This window comes from Arthrobacter sp. Soil782 (genome assembly GCF_001428435.1).
GTDB lineage: Bacteria > Actinomycetota > Actinomycetes > Actinomycetales > Micrococcaceae > Arthrobacter_D > Arthrobacter_D parietis.
On record NZ_LMSO01000008.1, the window covers coordinates 212469 to 233719 of the forward strand.

General features: G+C 63.3%; 20 protein-coding genes and 2 tRNA genes. 16 read left to right on the forward strand and 6 right to left on the reverse strand.

Features of this window, described 5'->3' with window-relative positions:
- The first annotated feature begins 26 nt into the window (after positions 1-26).
- From gltX to ASH00_RS10315, 6 genes are all read left to right on the forward strand, one after another.
- Entirely contained in the window at positions 27-1526 is a 1500-nt protein-coding gene (gene gltX / locus ASH00_RS10290) for a glutamate--tRNA ligase (protein ID WP_056548214.1), read from the forward strand.
- A complete protein-coding gene (locus tag ASH00_RS10295) occupies positions 1516-2244 on the forward strand; it encodes an HAD family hydrolase (protein WP_056548216.1) in 729 nt (242 codons plus the stop codon). Before gltX ends, ASH00_RS10295 begins: the two co-directional genes overlap by 11 nt.
- 67 nt (positions 2245-2311) lie before the next feature.
- A tRNA-Gln gene (locus ASH00_RS10300) sits at positions 2312-2383 on the forward strand.
- Positions 2384-2513: 130 nt separating this feature from the next.
- A tRNA-Glu gene (locus ASH00_RS10305) sits at positions 2514-2586 on the forward strand.
- A gap of 103 nt (positions 2587-2689) precedes the next feature.
- Positions 2690-4495 (forward strand): dynamin family protein, encoded by a 1806-nt coding sequence (locus ASH00_RS10310; protein WP_056548217.1) that lies wholly within the window; start codon positions 2690-2692, stop codon positions 4493-4495.
- Positions 4492-6150 carry a GTPase family protein gene (locus ASH00_RS10315; RefSeq protein ID WP_056548218.1) on the forward strand — a complete coding sequence of 553 codons (1659 nt, stop codon included), beginning with the start codon at positions 4492-4494 and terminating at the stop codon, positions 6148-6150. The genes ASH00_RS10310 and ASH00_RS10315 overlap by 4 nt, the downstream gene beginning before the upstream one ends.
- 1 nt (position 6151) lies before the next feature.
- Here the strand turns inward: ASH00_RS10315 and ASH00_RS10320 are convergent, their stop codons facing one another.
- On the reverse strand, positions 6152-6682 hold the full coding sequence (locus tag ASH00_RS10320) for a DUF1697 domain-containing protein (protein ID WP_056548219.1): 531 nt from the start codon (positions 6680-6682) through the stop codon (positions 6152-6154).
- A gap of 94 nt (positions 6683-6776) precedes the next feature.
- The gene (locus tag ASH00_RS10325) at positions 6777-7496 is read right to left on the reverse strand and encodes an IclR family transcriptional regulator (RefSeq protein WP_056548220.1); all 720 of its coding nucleotides are present in this window, start codon (positions 7494-7496) and stop codon (positions 6777-6779) included.
- A gap of 114 nt (positions 7497-7610) precedes the next feature.
- On the opposite strand from ASH00_RS10325, the gene leuC reads away from it, so the two are divergent.
- The 7 genes from leuC to ASH00_RS10360 all read left to right on the forward strand — a co-directional run bounded on the left by leuC (position 7611) and on the right by ASH00_RS10360 (position 15189).
- Complete coding sequence (gene leuC / locus ASH00_RS10330; protein ID WP_056548221.1) at positions 7611-9083, forward strand: 3-isopropylmalate dehydratase large subunit; 1473 nt, start codon at positions 7611-7613, stop codon at positions 9081-9083.
- A gap of 24 nt (positions 9084-9107) precedes the next feature.
- A complete protein-coding gene (gene leuD / locus ASH00_RS10335; protein WP_056548222.1) occupies positions 9108-9707 on the forward strand; it encodes a 3-isopropylmalate dehydratase small subunit in 600 nt (199 codons plus the stop codon).
- Between the two features lie 196 nt (positions 9708-9903).
- Entirely contained in the window at positions 9904-11247 is a 1344-nt protein-coding gene (gene murA / locus ASH00_RS10340) for a UDP-N-acetylglucosamine 1-carboxyvinyltransferase (RefSeq protein ID WP_056548381.1), read from the forward strand.
- 17 nt (positions 11248-11264) lie between these two features.
- Positions 11265-12023, forward strand: a complete 759-nt coding sequence (locus ASH00_RS10345; protein ID WP_056548223.1) for a lysophospholipid acyltransferase family protein — start codon at positions 11265-11267, stop codon at positions 12021-12023.
- Entirely contained in the window at positions 12020-13045 is a 1026-nt protein-coding gene (locus ASH00_RS10350) for an NAD(P)H-dependent glycerol-3-phosphate dehydrogenase (protein ID WP_056548225.1), read from the forward strand. Before ASH00_RS10345 ends, ASH00_RS10350 begins: the two co-directional genes overlap by 4 nt.
- Positions 13042-14175 (forward strand): D-alanine--D-alanine ligase family protein, encoded by a 1134-nt coding sequence (locus tag ASH00_RS10355; RefSeq protein WP_442854351.1) that lies wholly within the window; start codon positions 13042-13044, stop codon positions 14173-14175. The genes ASH00_RS10350 and ASH00_RS10355 overlap by 4 nt, the downstream gene beginning before the upstream one ends.
- Positions 14176-14193: 18 nt before the next feature.
- On the forward strand, positions 14194-15189 hold the full coding sequence (locus ASH00_RS10360; RefSeq protein WP_056548227.1) for a LacI family DNA-binding transcriptional regulator: 996 nt from the start codon (positions 14194-14196) through the stop codon (positions 15187-15189).
- 11 nt (positions 15190-15200) lie between these two features.
- On the opposite strand, the gene ASH00_RS10365 is transcribed toward ASH00_RS10360, so the two are convergent.
- From ASH00_RS10365 to ASH00_RS10380, 4 genes are all read right to left on the reverse strand, one after another.
- Positions 15201-16127 carry an aldose 1-epimerase family protein gene (locus ASH00_RS10365; protein WP_056548228.1) on the reverse strand — a complete coding sequence of 309 codons (927 nt, stop codon included), beginning with the start codon at positions 16125-16127 and terminating at the stop codon, positions 15201-15203.
- Between the two features lie 110 nt (positions 16128-16237).
- Positions 16238-16735, reverse strand: coding sequence for a DUF3515 domain-containing protein (locus ASH00_RS10370; protein WP_056548230.1), 498 nt, complete (start codon positions 16733-16735; stop codon positions 16238-16240).
- Positions 16736-16755: 20 nt separating this feature from the next.
- Entirely contained in the window at positions 16756-17070 is a 315-nt protein-coding gene (locus tag ASH00_RS10375) for an MmcQ/YjbR family DNA-binding protein (protein ID WP_056548232.1), read from the reverse strand.
- A gap of 42 nt (positions 17071-17112) precedes the next feature.
- A complete protein-coding gene (locus ASH00_RS10380; RefSeq protein ID WP_056548234.1) occupies positions 17113-18363 on the reverse strand; it encodes an MFS transporter in 1251 nt (416 codons plus the stop codon).
- 119 nt (positions 18364-18482) lie between these two features.
- Between ASH00_RS10380 and ASH00_RS10385 the strand changes: the two genes are divergently transcribed.
- The 3 genes from ASH00_RS10385 (at position 18483) to ASH00_RS10395 (ending at position 21230) form a co-directional block, all read left to right on the forward strand.
- Positions 18483-19511: an LCP family protein gene (locus ASH00_RS10385; protein WP_056548235.1), complete on the forward strand. Its 1029-nt coding sequence runs from the start codon at positions 18483-18485 to the stop codon at positions 19509-19511.
- Positions 19486-20139 carry a DedA family protein gene (locus ASH00_RS10390; protein ID WP_056548237.1) on the forward strand — a complete coding sequence of 218 codons (654 nt, stop codon included), beginning with the start codon at positions 19486-19488 and terminating at the stop codon, positions 20137-20139. The genes ASH00_RS10385 and ASH00_RS10390 overlap by 26 nt, the downstream gene beginning before the upstream one ends.
- Positions 20140-20225: 86 nt before the next feature.
- Complete coding sequence (locus tag ASH00_RS10395) at positions 20226-21230, forward strand: thiamine-phosphate kinase (protein WP_056548238.1); 1005 nt, start codon at positions 20226-20228, stop codon at positions 21228-21230.
- The last annotated feature ends 21 nt before the right edge of the window (positions 21231-21251 follow it).

Below are 21251 nucleotides of genomic sequence, written 5' to 3' on the forward strand. Positions count from 1 at the left end.
AGGCAGGACAGTAGACTGAGCCCATCATGACTACTGCTGATCTCCCCACTGTCACGCCCGAAACTCCCGTACGGGTTCGCTTCTGCCCATCGCCTACCGGAGTCCCGCATGTCGGTTTGATCCGGACCGCCCTGTTCAACTGGGCATATGCGAGACATACCGGCGGAAAGATGATCTTCCGCATCGAGGACACGGACGCCGCGCGTGACAGCGAAGAGAGCTACGAGCAGCTCCTCGATGCGCTGAAGTGGCTGGGGATCGACTGGGATGAGGGCGTGGAGGTCGGAGGACCGCACGCTCCCTACCGCCAGTCGCAGCGAAGCGGGATCTACCAGGATGTCATCTCGCGGCTCGTCGCTGCCGGGCATCTGTACAAGTCCTATTCCACACCGGACGAGGTCGAGGAGCGGCACAGGTCCGCCGGCCGGGATGTGAAGCTAGGGTACGACAATTTTGACCGCAATCTTTCAGCCGATCAGAAGGCGTCCTACGAAGCGGAAGGTCGTCCTGCCGTTCTGCGTTTACGCATGCCGGACGAGGACATCACCTTCACCGACCTTGTGCGCGGAGACATCACGTTCGCAGCCGGGAGCGTGCCGGACTTTGCAGTAGTGCGGGCAAACGGCGCACCTCTCTATACGCTGGTGAACCCGGTCGATGACGCGCTGATGGGCATTACCCATGTGCTGCGCGGTGAGGACCTCCTTTCCTCGACGCCCCGCCAGGTTGCGCTGTACCGGGCCCTCATCGATATCGGCGTGGCCCGGTATATGCCGCTCTTCGGTCACCTGCCCTATGTCATGGGCCAGGGCAACAAAAAGCTGTCCAAGCGTGACCCCGAGTCGAACCTCTTCCTGCACCGGGAGCGCGGGTTCATCCGGGAAGGACTCCTTAACTACCTCTCATTGCTCGGCTGGTCCCTTAGCGCTGACGAGGATATCTTCACCGTGGACCAACTCGTTGAGAAGTTCGACATCCATGATGTCCTCGCCAACCCGGCACGCTTTGATGTCAAGAAGGCCGAAGCCATCAACGGTTCACACGTGCGTCTGCTGGACCCTGAGGACTTCCGAATGCGGCTGGTTCCATACCTGCAGTCGGCAGGTCTGGTCGGTCAGACTCTCAGCCCCGGCGAGCTGTCCATTCTCACTGAGGCAGCGCCGCTCATCCAGGAAAGGATCACCCTTTTGGGGGAGGCACCTGAGATGCTCGGCTTCCTGTTCCATCCGGACGGCGAGGTGGAGGTTGCTGCCGATGCCCGCAAAGGCCTGCCCGCCAACTACGAAGAGGTTCTCGATGCCGCGCTCGGAGCGCTCGAACCCATCGGGGACTGGACCGCTGACTCCATCCAGGCGGCTCTGCGCGCTGCCCTCGTCGACGAGCTTGGGCTCAAACCCAGGCTCGCCTTCGGGCCGGTGCGGACTGCGGTGTCGGGACGCAAAATCTCACCGCCGCTGTTCGAATCCATGGTGATTCTCGGCAAGGAATCGTCGCTCGCCCGAATAAGGACTCTGCGTGGTCAGTGAGCTAACCGCGCATTCCGTTCAGGGCGTCCTCTTCGATATCGATGACACCCTGGTGGACCTTGAGACTGCGATGGGGCGCACGCTGCACCACATCGGGGCTGAAACTCTGGCGCATCTCACCGAGGCCGAGTGGGCGGAATACAAGTCGTTGTACACCCGGGATCCGCACGGCTACTACGACCAGTTCCTGGCCGGAGAACTGAGCTTCACGGAGCAACGGATCCACCGCGCTCGGCACGCCCAGGCCGAGTTCCTCAGTGAACCGCTTGAAGGCGCTTCAGCGGCACGGTGGAACAAAGCATACGAGGCAACACTGCCGCTCCACTTCGAACCGTATGAGGACGTCGTTCCCGTCCTCGATGAGCTGGACCGGCTGGGAATCCCGTACGGTGCGGTCAGTAACAACGTTCACGATTACCAGCGTGCAAAGCTGGACAAAGCTGGCTTGCATCGGGTCGCCGCGCTCGTCGGAATCGACGCCGTCGGGGTCGCAAAGCCCAATGCAGCGATCTATCTCGAGGGTGCGCGGCTGCTCGGAACCGATCCTGCAAACACCCTTTATGTTGGGGACAACCCTGTTGTCGATGCACAGGGAGCGGATGCGGCGGGGCTCATCGGGATCTGGCTGGACCGTCGCAGTCGGCAAGACGAGGGCTTCAGCGGCCACCGGATCACCAGCCTGACCGACGTTTTGCGCATCGTGCAGGAGATCCGGTAAAGTTGTTTCTCGGCGCGGAGGGGTTGACCTGCTGCGAAGCAGGGTAAGCATCACCCGAAAGTGCCATTGGGGTATGGTGTAATTGGCAACACACTGGTTTCTGGTACCAACATTCTAGGTTCGAGTCCTGGTACCCCAGCGCTGTAAAAGCACAAATTGAGCGGGCAGATGCCTCGGCGGAACGGTCTGCTTCAATTTGGTTTCACAGCATCGGATGTGAAAGAATCATCTAGCTCGTTTGGCGGGAGACCGGCAAACAACTCAGTACTGGCCCCATCGTATAGCGGCCTAGTACGCTGCCCTCTCACGGCGGTAACGCGGGTTCGAATCCCGCTGGGGTCACATAAGGGTTCCGCCTCAACCATTCCGGTTGAGGCGGATTCCCATTTAAGCGGCCGATTCCTCAAATCCCGGACAACACGTGCAGAACTGGCATGATGGGACCATGAATGCCTCGCTGCCGGACGCTGATGCTGCGGGGCTTGCCGATCTGCTGGGCAGTGTCCGCGAAACGCTCAGCCGTCTCACCTTCCCCCTGGACACTCCCGGGGCTACTGCCGCCAAGCTTCAAACGCGCACCGCGGCCGAGCAGCTCGACGACTACATCCTGCCCCGCATCAAGAGCCTGGACGCACCGCTCCTGGCGGTCGTGGGCGGCTCCACCGGAGCGGGCAAATCAACACTGGTGAACGCTCTCGTGGGACATCCGGTGACCCGCTCCGGACCGATCAGGCCAACTACCCGCCAACCGATCCTGCTGCATCACCCGGCGGAAGGGCACTGGTTCGCCGATGACCGCGTGCTGCCCTCGCTCACCAGACAGCGCGCCGTCGTCGTCACTGAGGAAGCGGAAACCGTGCCGGCGTCCCAGATCCCTTCAACGCACGACGCCGGCAGCGCGGCCCAACTGCTGCTGCAACCGGACACGATGATCCCCCTCGGGCTTGCCCTGCTGGATGCACCGGATATCGATTCCATCGCAGACGAAAACCGCCGCCTCGCCTCACAGCTGTTGGCGGCGGCTGATCTGTGGCTGTTCGTCACTACAGCGAACCGCTATGCCGACGCCGTCCCCTGGAAGCTGCTGAGGGAAGCGGCGCAGCGTGACATTCTGCTCGCCATTGTTCTTGACCGGGTTCCGCACGGCGTGGAGGAGGAGGTGCGCGCTGATCTGCACACTCTGCTAGCCGCCGAGCAGCTGGGGCATGCTCCTATCTTCGTGGTTCCCGAAGAACAGCTTGACCCGCTCGGCATGCTCCCGCCGGAGAGCGTGGAGCCGCTGCAGCGCTGGCTGCGTGCTATTTCGGCTGACGCGGAGGGTCGGCGGGAAATTGCCCGGCGCACTTTGGAGGGTGCGCTGAGGGCGCTCGGGCACCGTGTGGAGAACGTTGCCGATGCCGTCGACGATCAGGCGGAAACCGCTGCGCGGCTCGGGGAAGCGGCGCGTGAGTCATACGCCGCAGCGCTCGACGCCGTCCTTGAGTCGACCAAGGACGGCACCCTGCTTCGCGGTGAGGTGCTTGCCCGGTGGCAGGACTTCGTCGGTACCGGAGAGTTCATGCGCGGTCTGGAATCCACGGTTGGGCGCGTCCGGGACCGGATCGGCGGATTCCTTACCGGCAAACCCCCGCGTGCGGTAACCGTCGAGGATGCAATTGAAAGCGGACTGCAGACCGTGATCGTCGAGGAAGCGGCGAAGGCTGCCGACCGCACCCAGCGGCAATGGCGAGCCGAACCCGCAGGGCGCGGGCTGCTGGATCCTGGAACCCCCGTTATGTCACCTGATTTCACCGACACCGTCGCCCGCGAAATCCGTGCGTGGCAGAAAGATCTGTTGGACCTGGTGCGTTCCGAGGGTGCAGATAAGCGTTTCGCCGCCAGGATGCTCTCCTTCGGGGTCAACGGTGTTGCAGTGGCGCTCATGATCGTTGTATTCGCATCCACTGCCGGCCTCACGGGAGGTGAGGTCCTCATTGCAGGCGGCTCCGCCGTCGTCGGGCAGAAGCTGCTGGAGGCCATCTTCGGCGAAGAAGCGGTACGGCGGCTTACACGGACGGCGCGCATGCAGCTGCAGCAACGATGCGAGAAGCTGCTCGCAGAAGAGCGGAAGCGCTTCACCGACACGCTGCACGTACTGGCTGGGGAACCAACTTCGCAGGACCTCCGCGCACTGGCTGTGAATCTGACGCAGCGGCGCTCAGTGGCTGAGGATCTGCGGAACGACGGCGCCCTGCCGGAGGGTGGGCAGTGAGCCGGCACCGCGGAGAGGGATCATCCTCGCGACTGCAGGTTCGCCTCGAGTCGCTCAACGCAGCCCGGGAGCTGGCTGAGGGGCGGGTTGATGCGGATCAGCTCGGCGCCGTCTACGGGGTGTTGGACCGGGCGAGCTCGCGCAGGTCCCTGTCCTCAGCACACACTGTGGTGGGTATTTTCGGACCGACAGGCAGCGGCAAGTCTTCGCTGCTGAACGCGCTCACCGGAACTGATCTGGCGCGGGTTGCCGCACGCCGCCCAACGACCGCCGAACCTCTTGCAGTGATCTGGAACGAGGATGGAAGCGAGGATCTGCTCGACTGGCTGCAGGTGCCCAACCGCCACGTCATGCCGGACGGCGCGCAACTGCTCGCGGTTTCCGGCGACCGCAGACGTGGCAGCAGCGACGGCGGCGTTGACGGCGGGTTGATCCTGCTCGACCTGCCGGACTTCGATTCGACGGAGCTAGGGCACCGCGTGATTGTGGAGCGTCTTGCAGCGCAGGTGGATGTCCTGCTGTGGATCACCGATCCGCAGAAATACGCGGACGCCGCCCTGCACCGGGAGTTTCTGGAACCGCTGGCAACCCACGAGTCCGTCATCCTGGTTGCGTTGAATCAGTCTGACAGGCTCTCGGAATCCGACCTCACGCAGGTAACCGGATCGCTGAAACAGATTCTGGCCGCTGAAGGCCATGGCTCCGCCGTAGTCCACACAGTCTCCGCACTCACCGGAACAGGCTTGGGTGGTCTCGCCGAAGAGATCAGAACCATCGTGCGCCGGAAGGAGGCCGCGACCGGTCGGTTGTCAGCGGACGTCGACGTCGCCGTTGAATCGCTGCAGAAGTTCAGCGGCCCAGAACTTCCGCCGCCGTCGAAAGCGGCGCGTGCTGCGCTCTCGGACCGCCTCGCGGCGGCCACAGGTGCTGATGCGGTGATCGACGCCGTCGTCCGTTCCTACCGCCGGGACGCCCACGCTGTCACGGGGTGGCCGGTAACGCGCTGGCTCGGCAGACTCCGCTCGGATCCGCTGCGGCGACTCAACCTCCGGCGTGGTGACGTGCAGGACTTCGTCGGCCGGACGTCCCTCCCGGAACCCGGCCCGGCGCAGCGGGCGTCCGTTGACCAGGCGTTGAGAACGTTCGGCGACGAGCTCTCAGCCGGCGCGGTGGAACCGTGGCGGACAGCCATTCGCGACGCAGCGAAGAGCTCTGAACCGGAGCTTCTGGAGCATCTGGATGAGGCTGTTGCCCGCACTGATTTCGCCTCCGGTTCACGGGCCTGGTGGTGGCCGGTGGCCGGGGTGCTGCAATGGCTCTTCCTGGCCGCGATGGTGGTGGGAGTCGGTTGGCTGGCGCTGCTGGCAGCGCTGGCATTCCTGCAGTTTCCTGTTCCGGAATCACCGACCGTAGAGGGGATTCCCGTTCCGACGCTGCTGGCCGTAGGGGGAGTGGCAGCAGGCATAGCGATCGGCATTCTGTGTGCCGGGCTCGCTCGCCTCGGAGCCCGGAGGCGGGGAAAGCGCGTACGACGGCGGCTGGTCGCCTCGATCAGCGAGACCACAGAGACGGTGGCGGTTGGGCCGGCGGCGGCGGAGATCGAACGCTACAACGGCTTCGTCCGCGCTGTGGCTGCAGCGGGTTCACGACGGTAAGTCAGCCCTGCAGGGCGGCGAGCACCTTCTGCAGCGTGCGCAGGTTTCGCGTGGTCGTTGCCCTTTTAAAGGCAGCCCGGTTTGTAAAGGCGTTGAGCGGACTGTCCAGTGTTTCGCCCTTCGGCGCCTGCCAGGCAGCGGCGATGGTCCCGAGGGGCTGGACCGGTTCATTGATCGAGAAAGCGAACTCGACCATCCCGGTCAGCACGGCGGGGTCGGAGAAGAGCGTGAGGTAAGTGTGCGTGTCTGGATCGTCCGCAGGAAAGGGACAGTCCTCAACTATGTTTCCCACGGTGGCGGCGTCCAGCACAACCACCCAGGCTTCATACCCGAAGCGCTGCCGCAGCAATTGTTCGCTTTGGAATTTCAGCTCATCCGCTGTGAGGTCGCTGCTGCAGACGACGTTCCCGGACGCCAGCAAGGTTCTCACACCGGAGACAGGGAGCCCCTCAAAGGTTGCCCGGAGGTCTGCTGACTTGATGGTGACGCCGCCTACGTTGACGCCGCGCAGAAAGACCGCATATCTGGTCATGAGGCCAGCCTAGCGCTCCAGGTTCCAGGAAATTTCGGACAGCTGCGGCGACGTGGCCAGCATCCGAAGTCGCCATGGATCCGCAAGAGTTCCGTTATTCCGCGGACTTGCCGATTGCGTTGGTCAGCTGGAGTGCGGCGGTCACAACAACCTCGGCATGGATCCTGCCGGGCTGGCGAGTGAGGCGTTCAATGGGTCCGGAGATCGACACGGCGGCGATGACGCGCCCGGAAGGGCCGCGCACCGGGGCCGAAACCGAGGCGACCCCGGCCTCACGTTCGCCGAGGCTCTGAGCCCAGCCCCGCCGTCGTACTCCTGCCAGCACGGTGGGCGTGAACCGTGCGTTTTGGAGGCCCTGGAGAAGGCGGTCGTGATCTTCCCAGGCGAGGAGGCACTGGGCGGCTGATCCGGCTCTCATCGATAGTTGGGTACCTACCGGAATGGTGTCGCGCAGGCCGATCGGGCGTTCGGCAGAGGCGACGCAGACCCGTGCGTCTCCCTGGCGCCGGAAGAGCTGGGCGCTCTCGCCGGTTGCATCGCGCAACTGGAGGAGGACGGGACCGGCGGAGGCAATCAGCCGATCCTCTCCTGCGGCGGAGGCTAGCTCCACAAGGCGGCTACCCAGCACAAACCTGCCCTGGATATCCCTGCTGACCAGTCGGTGGTGAACCAGCGCGAGGGCGAGCCGGTGAACTGTCGGACGTGCCAGGCCGGTGGACGTAACCAGTTGGGCGAGCGTAGTTGGGCCGGCTTCCAACGCGTCCAGAACAAGAGCCGCTTTATCAATGACGCCGACACCACTAGAATTGTCCATAGACTGATATTGCAGTCTCATTATCTGAGACGCAAGTGTTCGGAGTGGCGCGTATGGACACGCTCCTGCTTCAGTTATTGAAAGATCTGATCAAGGCACGCGGAGGAACCGGCCATGGGCAAGACGCTCGCAGAAAAAGTCTGGGAATCGCATATTGTGCGCAAGGGTGAGGTTGTCAATGGACAGGCCGAGCCGGACCTGCTGTACATTGACCTGCACCTCGTCCATGAGGTCACCTCACCGCAGGCGTTCGAGGGCCTCCGCTTGGCCGGCCGAAAGCTGCGCCGGCCGGATCTGACAATTGCCACCGAGGACCACAACACTCCGACGATCGACATTGACAAGCCGATCGCGGACGTGACGAGCCGCACGCAAATAGAGACCCTGCGCGCCAACTGCAAGGAGTTCGGTGTCCGGCTGCACTCGCTGGGAGACGCGCAGCAGGGCATCGTCCACATCATCGGTCCGCAGCTCGGCCTCACCCAGCCCGGGCTCACCGTGGTGTGTGGAGACTCGCATACCTCCACACACGGCGCCTTCGGAGCGCTGGCCATGGGCATTGGAACCTCCGAGGTCGAGCACGTCATGGCCACCCAGTCCCTTTCCCTGAACCCGTTCAAGACCATGGCGATCAACGTCGAGGGGACGCTCAAGCCGGGCGTTACGTCCAAGGACATTATCCTGGCTGTCATCGCCAAGATCGGAACCGGCGGCGGGCAGGGTTATGTCCTGGAGTACCGGGGCTCCGCTATCCGTGCCCTGTCCATGGACGCCCGCATGACCATCTGCAACATGTCGATTGAGGCCGGAGCCCGGGCCGGCATGGTTGCACCGGATGACACCACCTTCAAGTACCTCAAGGGTCGTCCCCACGCACCGCAGGGTGAGGACTGGGACGCCGCCGTCGAGAACTGGCGCACGCTTCGGACCGACGATGACGCGGTGTTCGACGCGGAGGTCTTCCTGGACGCGGATGAGCTCGAACCATTCGTCACGTGGGGAACCAACCCCGGTCAGGGCGTCTCGCTCAGCCAGGCTGTCCCGTCTCCGGATGACTTCGCCGACGAAAATGAGAAGGCGGCCTGCAGCCGGGCGCTGGAGTACATGGCCCTTGAAGCCGGAACGCCAATGAAGGACATCCGGGTGGACACCGTCTTCCTGGGTTCGTGCACCAACAGCCGCGTTGAGGACCTGCGGCTGGCAGCGGACATCATTCGTGGACGGCAGAAAGATCCGGACGTCCGCATGATGGTGGTGCCCGGTTCCGCCCGCGTGCGCCTTGAGGCTGAGGCAGAGGGACTGGATAAGGTTTTCAAGGAATTCGGTGCGGAATGGCGCTTCGCCGGGTGCTCGATGTGCCTGGGCATGAACCCGGACCAGCTGGCGCCGGGGGAGAGGTGCGCGTCGACATCGAACCGCAACTTCGAAGGCCGTCAGGGCAAGGGCGGGCGGACGCACCTGGTTTCTCCCGTCGTCGCAGCAGCCACTGCCGTGCGCGGAACGCTGAGTTCGCCTTCCGATCTGGACCCCGTACCGCCCGCCGCTGCGGACCAGGCCGGAAACAGCTCCACCATCCACGCTGCCTGAGACCGGGGGCAAGAGGAGAAGACCATGGAAAAGATCACTACACACACCGGGATCGGCGTTCCCCTGCGGCAGAGCAACGTGGACACCGACCAAATCATCCCGGCCGTCTACCTGAAGCGGATCACCCGAACCGGGTTCGAAGACGCGCTGTTCGCCGCATGGCGGAAGGACGAGAACTTCATCCTCAACCGGGAGCCGTTCAACCACGGTTCGGTGCTGGTTGCAGGACCTGACTTCGGTACCGGGTCCTCCCGGGAGCACGCCGTCTGGGCGTTGAAGGATTTCGGTTTCAGGGCTGTGCTCGCGTCGCGGTTCGCCGACATCTTCCGCGGTAACTCCGGCAAGCAGGGGCTCGTAGCCGCTCAGGTGGCCCAGGACGACATCGAGCTGATCTGGAAAGAGCTCGAGAACCATCCGGGCACCGAGATTACAGTCGACCTCGAGGCACGTCTGGTTACCTGCGGGGCGATCATCGCCGGGTTCCAGATCGATGACTACACACGCTGGCGTCTCCTGGAAGGGCTCGATGATATCGGACTGACGCTGCGCCATGAAGAGGCCATCACCGCTTATGAAGCCGTGCGCCCGAGCTTCAAGCCCACAACCCTGCCTGCCAGAACCTGATCTGGTTCACCGGTGCAAGGAAAATCACTTCCGGCACCGGAATTTCGGGCTGAGCCGGACTGTTTGCACTCCCTGAAGGGACCAACACGGTCCCGCTGGCAAGCCGTCGGTATTTCAGTCTGGTAACAGTAGCTCCTATGCTTAGCAGGAGTCTTATCTGCTGTTGGGGCTTACACGTTGAAGGAAATAGGTGTTCATGGGTAGCGTTCTGACAATCCGTGGTGGTGTCCCTCTCGCAGGCAAGGTGACCGTGCGCGGTGCCAAGAATCTGGTACCGAAAGCGATGGTCGCTGCGCTTCTGGGGAACTCTCCGTCGGTTCTCAGGAACGTCCCTGAGATCAAGGACGTCGAGGTCGTCACCAGCCTTTTGAAGCTGCATGGCGTCGAGGTGAGCAAGGATCCGGTCACCGGAGACCTCACCATGGATCCCGCCAACGCCAAAATGGCAGCCTCGAAGGACATCGACGCGCACGCCGGTGATTCCCGCATTCCCATCCTCTTTTGTGGTCCGCTCATGCACAGCATCGGCGAGGCCTTCATCCCGGACCTCGGCGGATGCAAAATCGGCGACCGCCCCATTGACTACCATCTGCAGGTGTTACGGAATTTCGGCGCCGTCGTCGACAAGCGTCCCGGCGGAATCTCAATCTCCGCACCCAAGGGCCTCCACGGAGCAAAGCTCGAGCTGCCGTACCCGAGTGTCGGTGCCACCGAGCAGGTGCTGCTGACCGCCACCCGCGCAGAGGGCATCACCGAACTCAAGGGCGCGGCCGTTGAGCCGGAGATCATGGATCTCATCGCAGTGCTGCAGAAGATGGGCGCCATCATCACCGTGCAGACGGACCGGACAATCCGGATCGAGGGAGTGGCCGAGTTGGGCGGCTTCAACCACAAGGCCATCTCCGATCGCAACGAGACGGCGTCGTGGGCTTCTGCTGCTCTGGTAACGCGCGGCGACATCTATGTTGAAGGCGCCCGCCAGCTGGACCTCACCGCCTTCCTGAACACATACCGCAAAATCGGCGGTGCCTTCGATGTGAATGACGACGGCATCCGTTTCTACCACCCGGGCGGTAAGCTCTCGCCTCTGGTTCTGGAGACGGACGTCCACCCCGGTTTCATGACTGATTGGCAGCAACCGCTGGTGGTTGCGCTCACGCAGGCAGAGGGCGTGTCGATTGTGCACGAGACCGTGTATGAGAACCGCTTCGGCTTCACTGACGCCCTGGTGCGCATGGGCGCCAACATTCAGGTGCACCGCGAATGCCTCGGCAGCGTCCCCTGCCGATTCGGCCAGCGGAACTTCCTGCATTCAGCCGTCATCTCCGGGCCTGTGCAACTGCACGGAACCGATATCGACGTGCCGGATCTCCGCGGCGGATTCAGCCACCTCATCGCCGCATTGGCGGCGAACGGAACTTCCCGCGTCACCGGTATCGAGCTCATCAACCGCGGTTACGAGCGGTTCCAGGACAAGCTTGAAGGACTCGGCGCTGATTTTGACGTCGCCGAAACGGCAGACGCGGGAATCGGCCGCTGAACGCGGCCGCACACAGCATGACCGAACCCGCTTCGTCCCGCGCAACGTTCGCGGTTCTTGCCGCCATTCTCCGGCCCCTCATGAATGCAATGATGGCCAAGGAATGGAAAGGCGCCGAGAACCTTCCACGCGACACCGGCTTCATCGTGTGCCCCAACCACGTCACGGAGATCGATCCGATCGTGATCGGGCATTTCCTCTACAACAACAAGGTGCTGCCGCACTTCCTCGCGAAAGCATCGCTGTTCAAGGTTCCTGTATTCGGCGCCGCGTTGCGTGCCACACTGCAGGTGCCGGTGGAACGGACGACGGCGGGAGCCAACCACTCGCTCGATGTCGCCAGAGAGGCGATCGACGGCGGCGGAGGAATCATCATCTACCCCGAAGGGACGCTGACGCGGGATCCTGACATGTGGCCCATGAAGGGCCGCACCGGCGCTGCGCGCCTGGCCCTTCAGACGGGTGCGCCGGTTGTTCCCATTGCACACTGGGGCGCGCAGGAGGTTTTTCCGCGCTACGCGAAGCGCCTCTACCTGTTTCCGCGCAAGAAGTCCCGAGTCCTCGTGGGAAAGCCTGTGGACCTCTCTGAGTTCCACGGCGGCCCCATTACCCGTACCACGCTGGATGCGGCGACTACCCGCATCATGGATGCGCTAACCGAGCTCGTTGCCGAGCTGCGCGGCGAAACACCGCCGGCCCAGCGGTGGGACCCTGCGTCAAAGAACCAGAAGCAGACGGGTCGAAACTTCGGGTCGCCTGCGGGTGAGGCTCAGTGACCCGTCGGCCTCCCGCCGTCGTTGCCGTTCTGGGTTCCGGTAGCTGGGGGACCACGTTCGCGAAGGTGTTGGCTGACGCCGGTGAGAGTTCGGACACACGGGTGCGCCTGTGGGCGCGTCGCGGGGAGATCGCCGACGAAATCAACACCCACCACACGAACAGCCGCTACCTTGCCGACACGGTATTACCTGACAACATCAGCTGCTCGACTGATGTTGCTGCCGTCCTTGACGGCGTGGAGCTCGTGGTCATTGCGGTGCCGGCTCAGTCCCTTCGCTCGCAGCTTTCAGCCTGGAAGCCGTTGATCTCACCGGATGCAGTGGTCGTTTCGCTGATGAAGGGCCTGGAAGTCGGCACCGACGCGCGCATGAGCCAGGTTCTTGCCGAGGAACTCGGCCTTCCCGAGGACCGCATCGCTGTTGTTTCCGGTCCCAATCTGGCCATGGAGATCGCCCGCTGTGAGCCGACCGCCTCTGTGGTGGCGTGCCCGAATGCCGAAGTGGCCACGTGGATTGCCGCAGCCTGCACGGCAACGTATTTCCGGCCGTATACCAACACCGATGTGGTCGGGGTGGAAATCGGCGGCATCGTGAAGAACGTCATCGCGCTGGCGGTCGGCATTTGCGAGGGCAAGCAGATGGGGGATAACACCAAGGCCTCGGTCATCACGCGTGGTCTCACCGAGACAACGCGGCTCGCCGTTGCGCTGGGTGGGGAACCGGAGACAATGTCCGGGCTTGCCGGTATGGGAGACCTCATCGCCACGTGTTCATCCGCGCTCTCACGTAACCACACGGCTGGCAGGCTGCTGGGCCAGGGGCTCAGCCTTGATGAAGTAACAGCGCACATGAACCAGACGGCCGAGGGCATCAAATCCGCACAGGCGGTGCTTGATCTCGCGCACCAACTCAAGGTCTATATGCCCATTACGGATAGTGTTGTTGCGGTACTTCAGGGCAACCTGTCCGTACATGACCTCGGCCCGCGACTGCTGGCCCGCGAACTGAAATCCGAAGGCTGATTGTGACCCCATCTGCGAAGCCCCGCGTCCTTGTGCTCTTCGGCGGGCGCTCGAGTGAACATGCAGTGAGCTGCGTGACTGCCGCAGGCGTGCTGGAAGCGATTGACCGCAGCAAGTATGAAGTCGTTCCGGTGGGTATTGCGAAGAACGGTCAGTGGTCATTGGTGTCCCTGGATCCGTCCCAATGGTCGCTGCGCTCGACAGTGCTTCCGGAGGTTCCGGTATCGCCGGAGTCCGTGGTGCTGGCAACAGCTTCCGACGGCGGTGCAGCACAGGAACTCGTGGCAACCGCAATGGAACGGATGCCACGCAGCCTTGGCGCAGTGGATGTCGTGCTGCCGCTGCTGCACGGCCCCTTCGGCGAGGATGGCACGCTCCAGGGAATGCTCGAGATGGCCGACATCCGTTACGTCGGCGCAGGCGTTCTGGCGTCCGCCGTGGGGATGGACAAGCATTATATGAAGGTCGTGTTCGCGTCCGCGGGACTTAGCGTCGGTCCGTACGAGGTGCTCACCGACCGGGAATGGTCACGCAACCGTTCAGGATGCCTTGAACGTGCCGGGAGGCTCGGATTCCCGGTCTTCGTCAAGCCGGCCCGCGCGGGTTCGTCGATGGGCATCTCGCGGGCGGCCTCTCCGGCGGAACTTGAGGCAGCCGTGGAAACCGCGCGCCAGTTCGACCCGAAGGTGATCGTCGAGGCCGGGATCACTGGCCGGGAGATAGAGGTCGCGGTCCTGCAGGGCCGGGGCCTGGATGAGCCGCGCACCAGCCTGCCTGGGGAGGTTGCAGTCCAGCCCGGGGAGCACGAGTGGTATGACTTCGAGGCAAAATACGTTGACGGTGCCGCAGCGGAGCTGAGCTGCCCGGCTGACCTCCCGCCGAATGTCACGGATCGTGTTCGGGCGCTGGCTGCCCATGCATTCGACGCACTTGGCGCCGAGGGGCTTTCCCGGGTTGACTTCTTCTACACTCCTGCCGGCGAGCTCATCATCAACGAGATCAACACGATGCCCGGCTTCACGCCGATCAGCATGTACCCGCAAATGTGGGCAAAGTCGGGGCTGACCTACACCGAGCTGATCGACGAACTCATCGAGCTGGCGCTCGAACGAAAGACGGGCCTGCGCTAGGCGCAGCCGGGCCAGTTCATGGACGAGCCAAGGCGGCCTACCCTCCGTGATATCGCGCTCGCGGCGGGTCTTTCCAAAGCAGCCACGTCCTACGCGCTGCGGGGGATTCGTGGCTCTGAGAAAACCATTGCCCGGGTACAGGGCATCGCCCAGGACATGGGTTGGACTGCGGATCCGGTAGCCCGCGCCCTCGCGGGAGGCCGCAGCGGAAATGTGTCAATCATCGGATCGCTGGGGGACCTCTGGCGTCAGGGCCTTGCGGTGATGCTGTCTGAGGCGCTGCACGAGCAAGGCATGTTTTCGGCAATCTCCGACGTTGATACATCCCCTGAACGCGAGCGGAACGCGCTACGCGCCCTCACGCTTCGCCGGGTGGATGCAGCAATAGTGCTACCGGTCGATCCATCCGCGCTCTACTGGGCTGAGGTTCCCGAGCGGATTCAGCTGGTATCGATCGGGGACGCGCTCCTGCACCGGCCGGTTGCACACACCGTACTGTTCGACAATGAGTACGGGATCAGCACCGCACTCGGACACCTCGCCGAACTGGGGCATCGGTCCATCGGGCTTCTTGCGCCGTCGTTGCCGTCGACGCCCGGCCGTCCGGCGCAGCTCCTGGTGCAGCAACTGGGCCAGGAGAGGGGAATGAGCGTTGCCGTTGCGTCGTCGGCGTCGTCAGTCGGCGGTGCAGCCGAAGCAGCAACGGCCCTCCTTGCCCGTGAAGCGCGTCCGACGGCGTTGCTGTGCCTGAGCGATTCGCTCGCCTTCGGCGCGTACCGGGCCGCCAGGTCCCTTAATCTGGACATCCCCCGAGACGTCTCGATTCTGGGCTTCGACGACAGCGAGTTGGCTCCCCTCATCAGCCCCGCCCTCACCACCTTTGGCTGGGACGAAGCGGCGATTGTGGCCGCCGGAATTGAGTCAGTGGTGAACGACGATGCTCCGGCCTCTGTCTCGTTCCGCCCCGAGTTCCTCGTGCGAAGCTCAACCGGGCGCTGCACTTCTGCGCTTTAGCCGGCAAATGCCTACAGTGCGTGAATGCGCCAGCCGACCGAGTGGGATGCGCCGGGTTCGAGCACGATCAGGTCCGTCCCCGAGTTGAACGCGTCCGGCGGGCAGGTCATCGGCTCAGCGGCGAGGCCGAGCCGCGAGACCGCTGGATCCGGCTTGTCCGCGGTGTGAATCTGTACCCAGGGGCAGCCACGGTCGAAGGTGATGGCCGTTCCCTTGCCGTCTGAAGCGCGCACCGAGACGGTGGCGGTGGCGCGGTCGTCGTAGTTGATGCCCGTGTAGGCGTGGTCCACGAATGTGTCCCCGATGAGGCGAGGCTCGCGGAAATCAAAGTGCGACGACGCGACGTCGGTCAGTTCCATCGGGATCAGCCGGTCTTCGGTCACCTGGAGGACCGATGACGCCGGCACCTCCAGCGTCCAGTCGTCCACCAGTCCTTCGCCGGCTACCAGGTAAGGATGCGCCGACGCCCCATAGGGTGCTGCTGACGGGCCTGGATTCGCGGCGGTGATCGTAGTGGTGAGGCCGTGGTCGTCGAGGGAGTAGAGCACTTCGACCTCAAGCCGGAACGGGTATCCCTTCTGCGGGATAACGGATGCGCTCAGGCGGACCGAGGCCGGCGCCTGGTCTGCGAGCGTCCAGTCCACCCACCCGAGGAGACCGTGAATGGCGTGGGAGCGCTGAGGCTCGGTGAGGGCGAGCTGATGTGCCGCGCCGTTGAATGAGTACTTGCCGTCCACCACCCGGTTGGGCCAGGGCGCCAGCACCGCGCCGCGGAAGGAGGGACGGATCTCCTCGGCATCATAGGGAACCACGAGGTCCCGATCATCATGGCGGAGGTACCGCAGGGTTGCTCCGACGCTGGCGATCGACGCCGTGTATGCGCCGTGCTGGAGGGTGTACTGGGTACCGGACAGTGGAGTGGAATCGGTGGTTTTCATCGAACCTAAGTCTAGGGCGCGGCCTCTCCGGCGTCGCCCTTCGAGGACGCAGCTAAGCCGTGTCCACCAGTTTCGCGTACACCACCAGCATCTGACCAACGACGGCGGCGCTAGCCTTCCGTCGGAAGGTCGACCGTGTCATTCAGGCTCAGGCACTGCTCTGTCTGCTCGACCTGCGAAACAGCGCCTCCGAGGTCAACCAAAACGGTGCTGGAAGCGACCTGGTTCGGGTCGAAGAGGATCTCGACGGCGGGATTGCGCCCATACGTGGTGGCCGTCCAGATGTCCGTCTCGGTGGATTCCTGGATGATCCAGTCGACGTCGTTCACTGAGGCGCAGGCGTCTGTGGTGGGTCCCGGTACCTGGACACCGCACCGCAGCACGATCTGCGATGGGTCGCCCCATGCTGCAGTTGCCTGGCTGTTGGTCTCCCGTAGTTCGTTGCCGGCCACCTGATCAGGCAGAGCGATCATGACGCTCGCGCAGGACGGATTGACCGCGTCGGCTGCGGCATCGACGTCGACAATAGGGGAGCAGGCGCTCAAGGCCGCCACGAGCAGAGCACCCGGCCCGGCAACGCGCACGAAAGCTCGCAGATTCGAAGGCATGGACCAAGCGTAGCGGGACTCTAAGCCTGACCCATCCGCCCGCCGGCGAGCAGGAATGAGTCCTGTAGCAACTCACCCAGCTCGTGTGTGTCGATTCCGGCAAGTCGAATCAGGACAAGTTGCGGTGAGCGATTGTGGTGGGGAGTCCAGAAATAAACTCCCGGTTCCGAACCGGCGAGAGCCTCCCTCTCGTTCGTCTTTACCGTGAGCACGCCCGGTTCCCACATGCGTGCCATCAGGGTCTTGGCGAACCACGCGGGTTGGCCCCAACTGGAGCGTTCGGTGACGCCCGGCAGAGATAGACTCAATCTCCGGACGTCCGCTTCGGTAGGCATGCCCTACTGTTACACCGAAGGACTGGCCAGGGCCAGCGAAAGTCAGGATTCGACGTCGGCTGCGTCTATTGCCTTGTCGGTGACAATCGGCATCAGAGCCAGCAGGGCCAGCGTCAGCACTCCCATGATTCCGAACATTGCCTGAAGTCCAAGCCACGTCGCAAGAAGACCGCCGGCCGCTGCGCCCAGCGGCATGGTGCCCCAGGCGAGGAGACGGTAGGCGCTGTTGACGCGCCCCAGCAGGCGATTGGGCGTGATGCGCTGCCGGAGGGAGACGGTGATGACATTCCAGAGCATGACCAGCACCCCGCCCACGAAGAACACGAAGCCAAGGATGTAGGGGTTGTCCGTGAGCGCAGGCGCGCCCACAAAGAACGATCCGCCGAAAATCGTCAGCGCCAGCGACTTTGACCGGCCCAGTTTCCGCTCCGCCCACTCCGAGATGAAAGAGCCGAGAAGTGCGCCGATCGCCGAGGTTGTGAGGAGCACTCCAAAGCCGACCTCTGAAAGTTGCATCGCTGACGACGGTCCGACGGCAAAGAGCACGAGCAGGGCAAAGGCCGCACTCGAGGCAAAGTTGAAGGTGCCGGTCATGACGGCGAGCGTGCGCAGGATCTTCTGGTGCCAGAGGAAGCGTAAGCCCTCGGCGATGTCGTGCCGCAGCGTCGTTTTTTGTTCCCGTTCGATCCGGAAGTTTCCTCGCACCAGGAACAGCGAACCCACGGCTGCGAGCCACAGGACGGCTGGAACTGCGAACCCGCCGATTACCCCGGCTGCCACGAGCAGCCCGCCCAACGGCGGACCAATGAACTGGTTGGTGGTCAGTTCAACGGCGTAGAGCCGCCCGTTGGCCCGTGAAAGCTGATCGCGGTGCACCAGCTGCGGCATGATGGACTGCGCGGACGTGTCATACAACGTTTCAGCGACCCCCACCAGCAGTGCGATGACATAAAGGGCCCAGATCGAGCCGAGATCGAGCAGGATCACCCCGAGGAGCATGGCCGGTAGGGTTGCCCGGGTGAGATTGGCGACGAGCATCAGCCGACGGCGGTCCAGGCGGTCCGCAAGGGCGCCGGCTGTCAGCGCAAAGAGAAGCCATGGCAGGGTAGCGACGAACGACACCCCGGCGATCAGGGTGGGCGACTGCGTGAACTGGATGGCAAGCAGTGGCAGCGCAATCTTGAACACACCGTCGGCGAGGTTTGAGAGACCGGATGATGTCCATAGCTTCCAGTAGGAAGCGCCGAGCGGCGCACGGGCCTGTTCATTGACCTGCACTGATTCGCTAACCATGGGTGAACAGTCCCACAGCGATTGGGAAAACTCAAGGACAAGGGGAGGGAGTTGCTCAGGAACCTCTCCGACCCGCTCGGTAGCATAGGCCCCAGCAACTATGGCAGGGAGCGTCCGTATTGACCACGCATGACTACACTGATCCCGTTCCGCGACGCGTCACGAAGAAAAAGCGGCCGCTGCGCACGGCCGTGCTGGTGCTGCTCGGCGTCGTTCTCGCACTTTCGGCACTTCTTGCCGGCTACCTGGTCAGCCTCGCCATAGCGTTCGAGACCAAAACGAACACCATCGAACCAGCGTTTCCGGACTCGTCAACGCGGCCCGAGCGTACAGCGGCCGCAGAAGGCGCCATGAACATCCTGCTGATGGGCAGTGACGCGAGGCCGGAGGCATCCGAGGACGGATTTACCGATTCCCGATCCGACACCATGATGCTTGTGCACATCCCTGCGGACCGGGAGAACGTTTATGTCATGTCAATCCTGCGCGATACCTGGACGGAAATCCCCGGGCACGGCGAGAACAAGATCAACGCTGCGATCTCGCTCGGAGGAGTGCCGCTGGTTGTCCAGACCGTCGAGAACATGTTTGATGCGCCCGTTGATCACGTGATGATCGTCGACTTCGAGGGTTTCAAAGGCCTCACGGACGCCCTGGGAGGAGTGACGGTCGACAATCCCATTGCTTTCGAGTCCGAAGGAACAGAGGGGGAGTTCTTCGAACAGGGCCCGGTCACGCTCGACGGCGAGTCGGCATTGAAGTTCGTGCGTGAACGCAAGGCGTTCAGCGACGGTGACTTTCAGCGGGTACAGAACCAGCAGCTCTTCATCAAGGGCATTATGTCCGAACTGTTGAGTGCCGAGACCTTCACCAACCCCGTGAAGCTCAGCCGGGTCGTGAATGAAATATCCCCCTACCTGAGTGTCGACGCGGACTTCGGCGCACTGACTGCCGGTTCCCTCGCGCTCGGTATGTGGCAGGTCCGGTCCGAGGACGTCGTCTTCTTCACGCTGCCGAATCTGGGAGTCGGAACTTCGCCGGACGGCCAGTCCATTGTCGTGAAGGATGAGGAAGCAATAGCCCGCATCGCTGAGGCACTCGATCAGGGAACACTGGGGGAGTATGTGGACAGCACCAGCGCAGGCTAGTACGGTCGGAGCCCAGGATCAGTCAGGGCTGACCGGAGTCATCACGGATGTCATGAGTGCGCTCGGCGAGATTGGTGTCGGCGTACTCGTGCTCCTGGAAACGGTCTTTCCTCCGATCCCGAGTGAAGTCGTCCTGCCGCTTGCGGGCTTCCTGTCCCAGCAAGGCGAGATGAACGCGGTGCTTGTACTCGCGCTTGCAACCCTTGGTAGCTTCATCGGCGCTCTGCTCCTGTATCTGCTCGGTGCGAAGCTGGGCGAGGAACGGGTGGTGCGCGGGCTCTCCAGGCTGCCGCTGGTGGACCGCGACGACTTCGAGCGGGCGGCGCGCTGGTTTCACCGCCATGGTCGTTCGGCAGTCTTCTTCGGCCGGTTGATACCGGGTGTCAGGAGCCTGATTTCCCTACCGGCGGGTGCCGAACACATGCCGCTGGCCACGTTCACTCTCTTCACCGTCTCAGGAAGTCTGCTGTGGAATGTGCTGCTCATCGGCCTGGGCTATTTCCTCGGAACCCAGTACCACCTTGTTGACCAGTACTCCCAGTACTTTGACCTTCTTCTTTATGCGGCTCTCGCCGCTTTTCTCGGTTGGCTCATCTTCCGACGGGTACGACGACGGAGGGCCGGCTAGTCCCGCGGCTCCCATTCCTGTGGGTGCTGACTGCCCTTGTCCACAGGCAACACCCGAATGTGCGGGGTGCAAAGTACGGTGGAAGTATGCCACTTACCGTCGGCCAGCTGAGCGAATTTGCCCTGCTCGAACGCATTCTGCCGCGTCTTCACAGCCCTGTTGGCAGACCCTCAAGTGTGCTTCTCGGCCCGGGGGATGACGCCGCCATTGTTGCCGCTGCGGACGCACGGGTGCTCATTTCCATCGATACCCAGGTCCAGGACATGGATTTTCGGCTGCATTGGCCCAATGGATACAGCACCACCGGGTTTGACGTCGGGTGGAAGGCCGCCGCGCAGAACCTGAGTGACATCAACGCGATGGGTGGTCGTGCCACCTCTCTCGTCGTCAGTCTCACACTGCCCGGGAACACAACGGTCGAGTGGGTTGAGGACCTAGCGGACGGCCTCACGGCGGCAATTCATGAGCTGAGGGCTTCCACCTGTGCAGTAGTCGGGGGTGACCTGGGGCGTGGAACCGAGATTTCGGTCACTGCGGCGGTTACGGGATCACTGGACGGGCGCACTCCGGTGCTGCGGTCAGGAGCGCAGCCGGGAGACGTCGTCATACTAGCCGGAACGGTCGGGCGCGCCGCGGCAGGATTGGCGCTGCTGGAGTCCGTACATGAATACAGTTCGCTGGAAGAGAAACTACGTGGGTTCATTCGTGCGCAGTGCCGTCCGCGTCCGCCGCTGGAGTCGGGACCAGCTGCCGCAGCGGCCGGTGCAACCGCAATGATGGATGTTTCCGATGGCCTGGTGCGTGATGCAGGAAGGATCGCAGCCGCCAGCTCCGTACGCATTGACCTGGATCCCGAAGCCCTGCGGTATCTCGGCGAACCGCTTCGCGGAGCCGCGAGTCTGCTGGGAATGGACCCGCTGGAATGGGTTCTGGGCGGGGGCGAGGACCATGGGCTGCTGGCCACCGTTAACCCAAACGTTATGCCGCTGGCAGGATTCACTACGGTAGGCTCGGTAGAGGCCGGACATGCCGAAGTGACCGTCGGGTCACAGTCTCCAGCCAACGTGGGATGGGATCACTTTGCAGACTAAAATCACCGCAAACGCGACTGC

What these genes read in the sequence shown, in the direction of transcription:
- gltX (WP_056548214.1), top strand. Translation starts at nt 27, where the DNA reads ATGACTACTGCTGATCTCCCCACTGTCACGCCCGAAACTCCCGTACGG.
- ASH00_RS10310 (WP_056548217.1), top strand. Translation starts at nt 2,690, where the DNA reads ATGAATGCCTCGCTGCCGGACGCTGATGCTGCGGGGCTTGCCGATCTG.
- ASH00_RS10320 (WP_056548219.1), bottom strand. Translation starts at nt 6,682, where the DNA reads ATGACCAGATATGCGGTCTTTCTGCGCGGCGTCAACGTAGGCGGCGTC.
- ASH00_RS10325 (WP_056548220.1), bottom strand. Translation starts at nt 7,496, where the DNA reads ATGGACAATTCTAGTGGTGTCGGCGTCATTGATAAAGCGGCTCTTGTT.
- leuC (WP_056548221.1), top strand. Translation starts at nt 7,611, where the DNA reads ATGGGCAAGACGCTCGCAGAAAAAGTCTGGGAATCGCATATTGTGCGC.
- leuD (WP_056548222.1), top strand. Translation starts at nt 9,108, where the DNA reads ATGGAAAAGATCACTACACACACCGGGATCGGCGTTCCCCTGCGGCAG.
- murA (WP_056548381.1), top strand. Translation starts at nt 9,904, where the DNA reads ATGGGTAGCGTTCTGACAATCCGTGGTGGTGTCCCTCTCGCAGGCAAG.
- ASH00_RS10345 (WP_056548223.1), top strand. Translation starts at nt 11,265, where the DNA reads ATGACCGAACCCGCTTCGTCCCGCGCAACGTTCGCGGTTCTTGCCGCC.
- ASH00_RS10360 (WP_056548227.1), top strand. Translation starts at nt 14,194, where the DNA reads ATGGACGAGCCAAGGCGGCCTACCCTCCGTGATATCGCGCTCGCGGCG.
- ASH00_RS10365 (WP_056548228.1), bottom strand. Translation starts at nt 16,127, where the DNA reads ATGAAAACCACCGATTCCACTCCACTGTCCGGTACCCAGTACACCCTC.
- ASH00_RS10370 (WP_056548230.1), bottom strand. Translation starts at nt 16,735, where the DNA reads ATGCCTTCGAATCTGCGAGCTTTCGTGCGCGTTGCCGGGCCGGGTGCT.
- ASH00_RS10375 (WP_056548232.1), bottom strand. Translation starts at nt 17,070, where the DNA reads ATGCCTACCGAAGCGGACGTCCGGAGATTGAGTCTATCTCTGCCGGGC.
- ASH00_RS10380 (WP_056548234.1), bottom strand. Translation starts at nt 18,363, where the DNA reads ATGGTTAGCGAATCAGTGCAGGTCAATGAACAGGCCCGTGCGCCGCTC.
- ASH00_RS10390 (WP_056548237.1), top strand. Translation starts at nt 19,486, where the DNA reads ATGTGGACAGCACCAGCGCAGGCTAGTACGGTCGGAGCCCAGGATCAG.
- ASH00_RS10395 (WP_056548238.1), top strand. Translation starts at nt 20,226, where the DNA reads ATGCCACTTACCGTCGGCCAGCTGAGCGAATTTGCCCTGCTCGAACGC.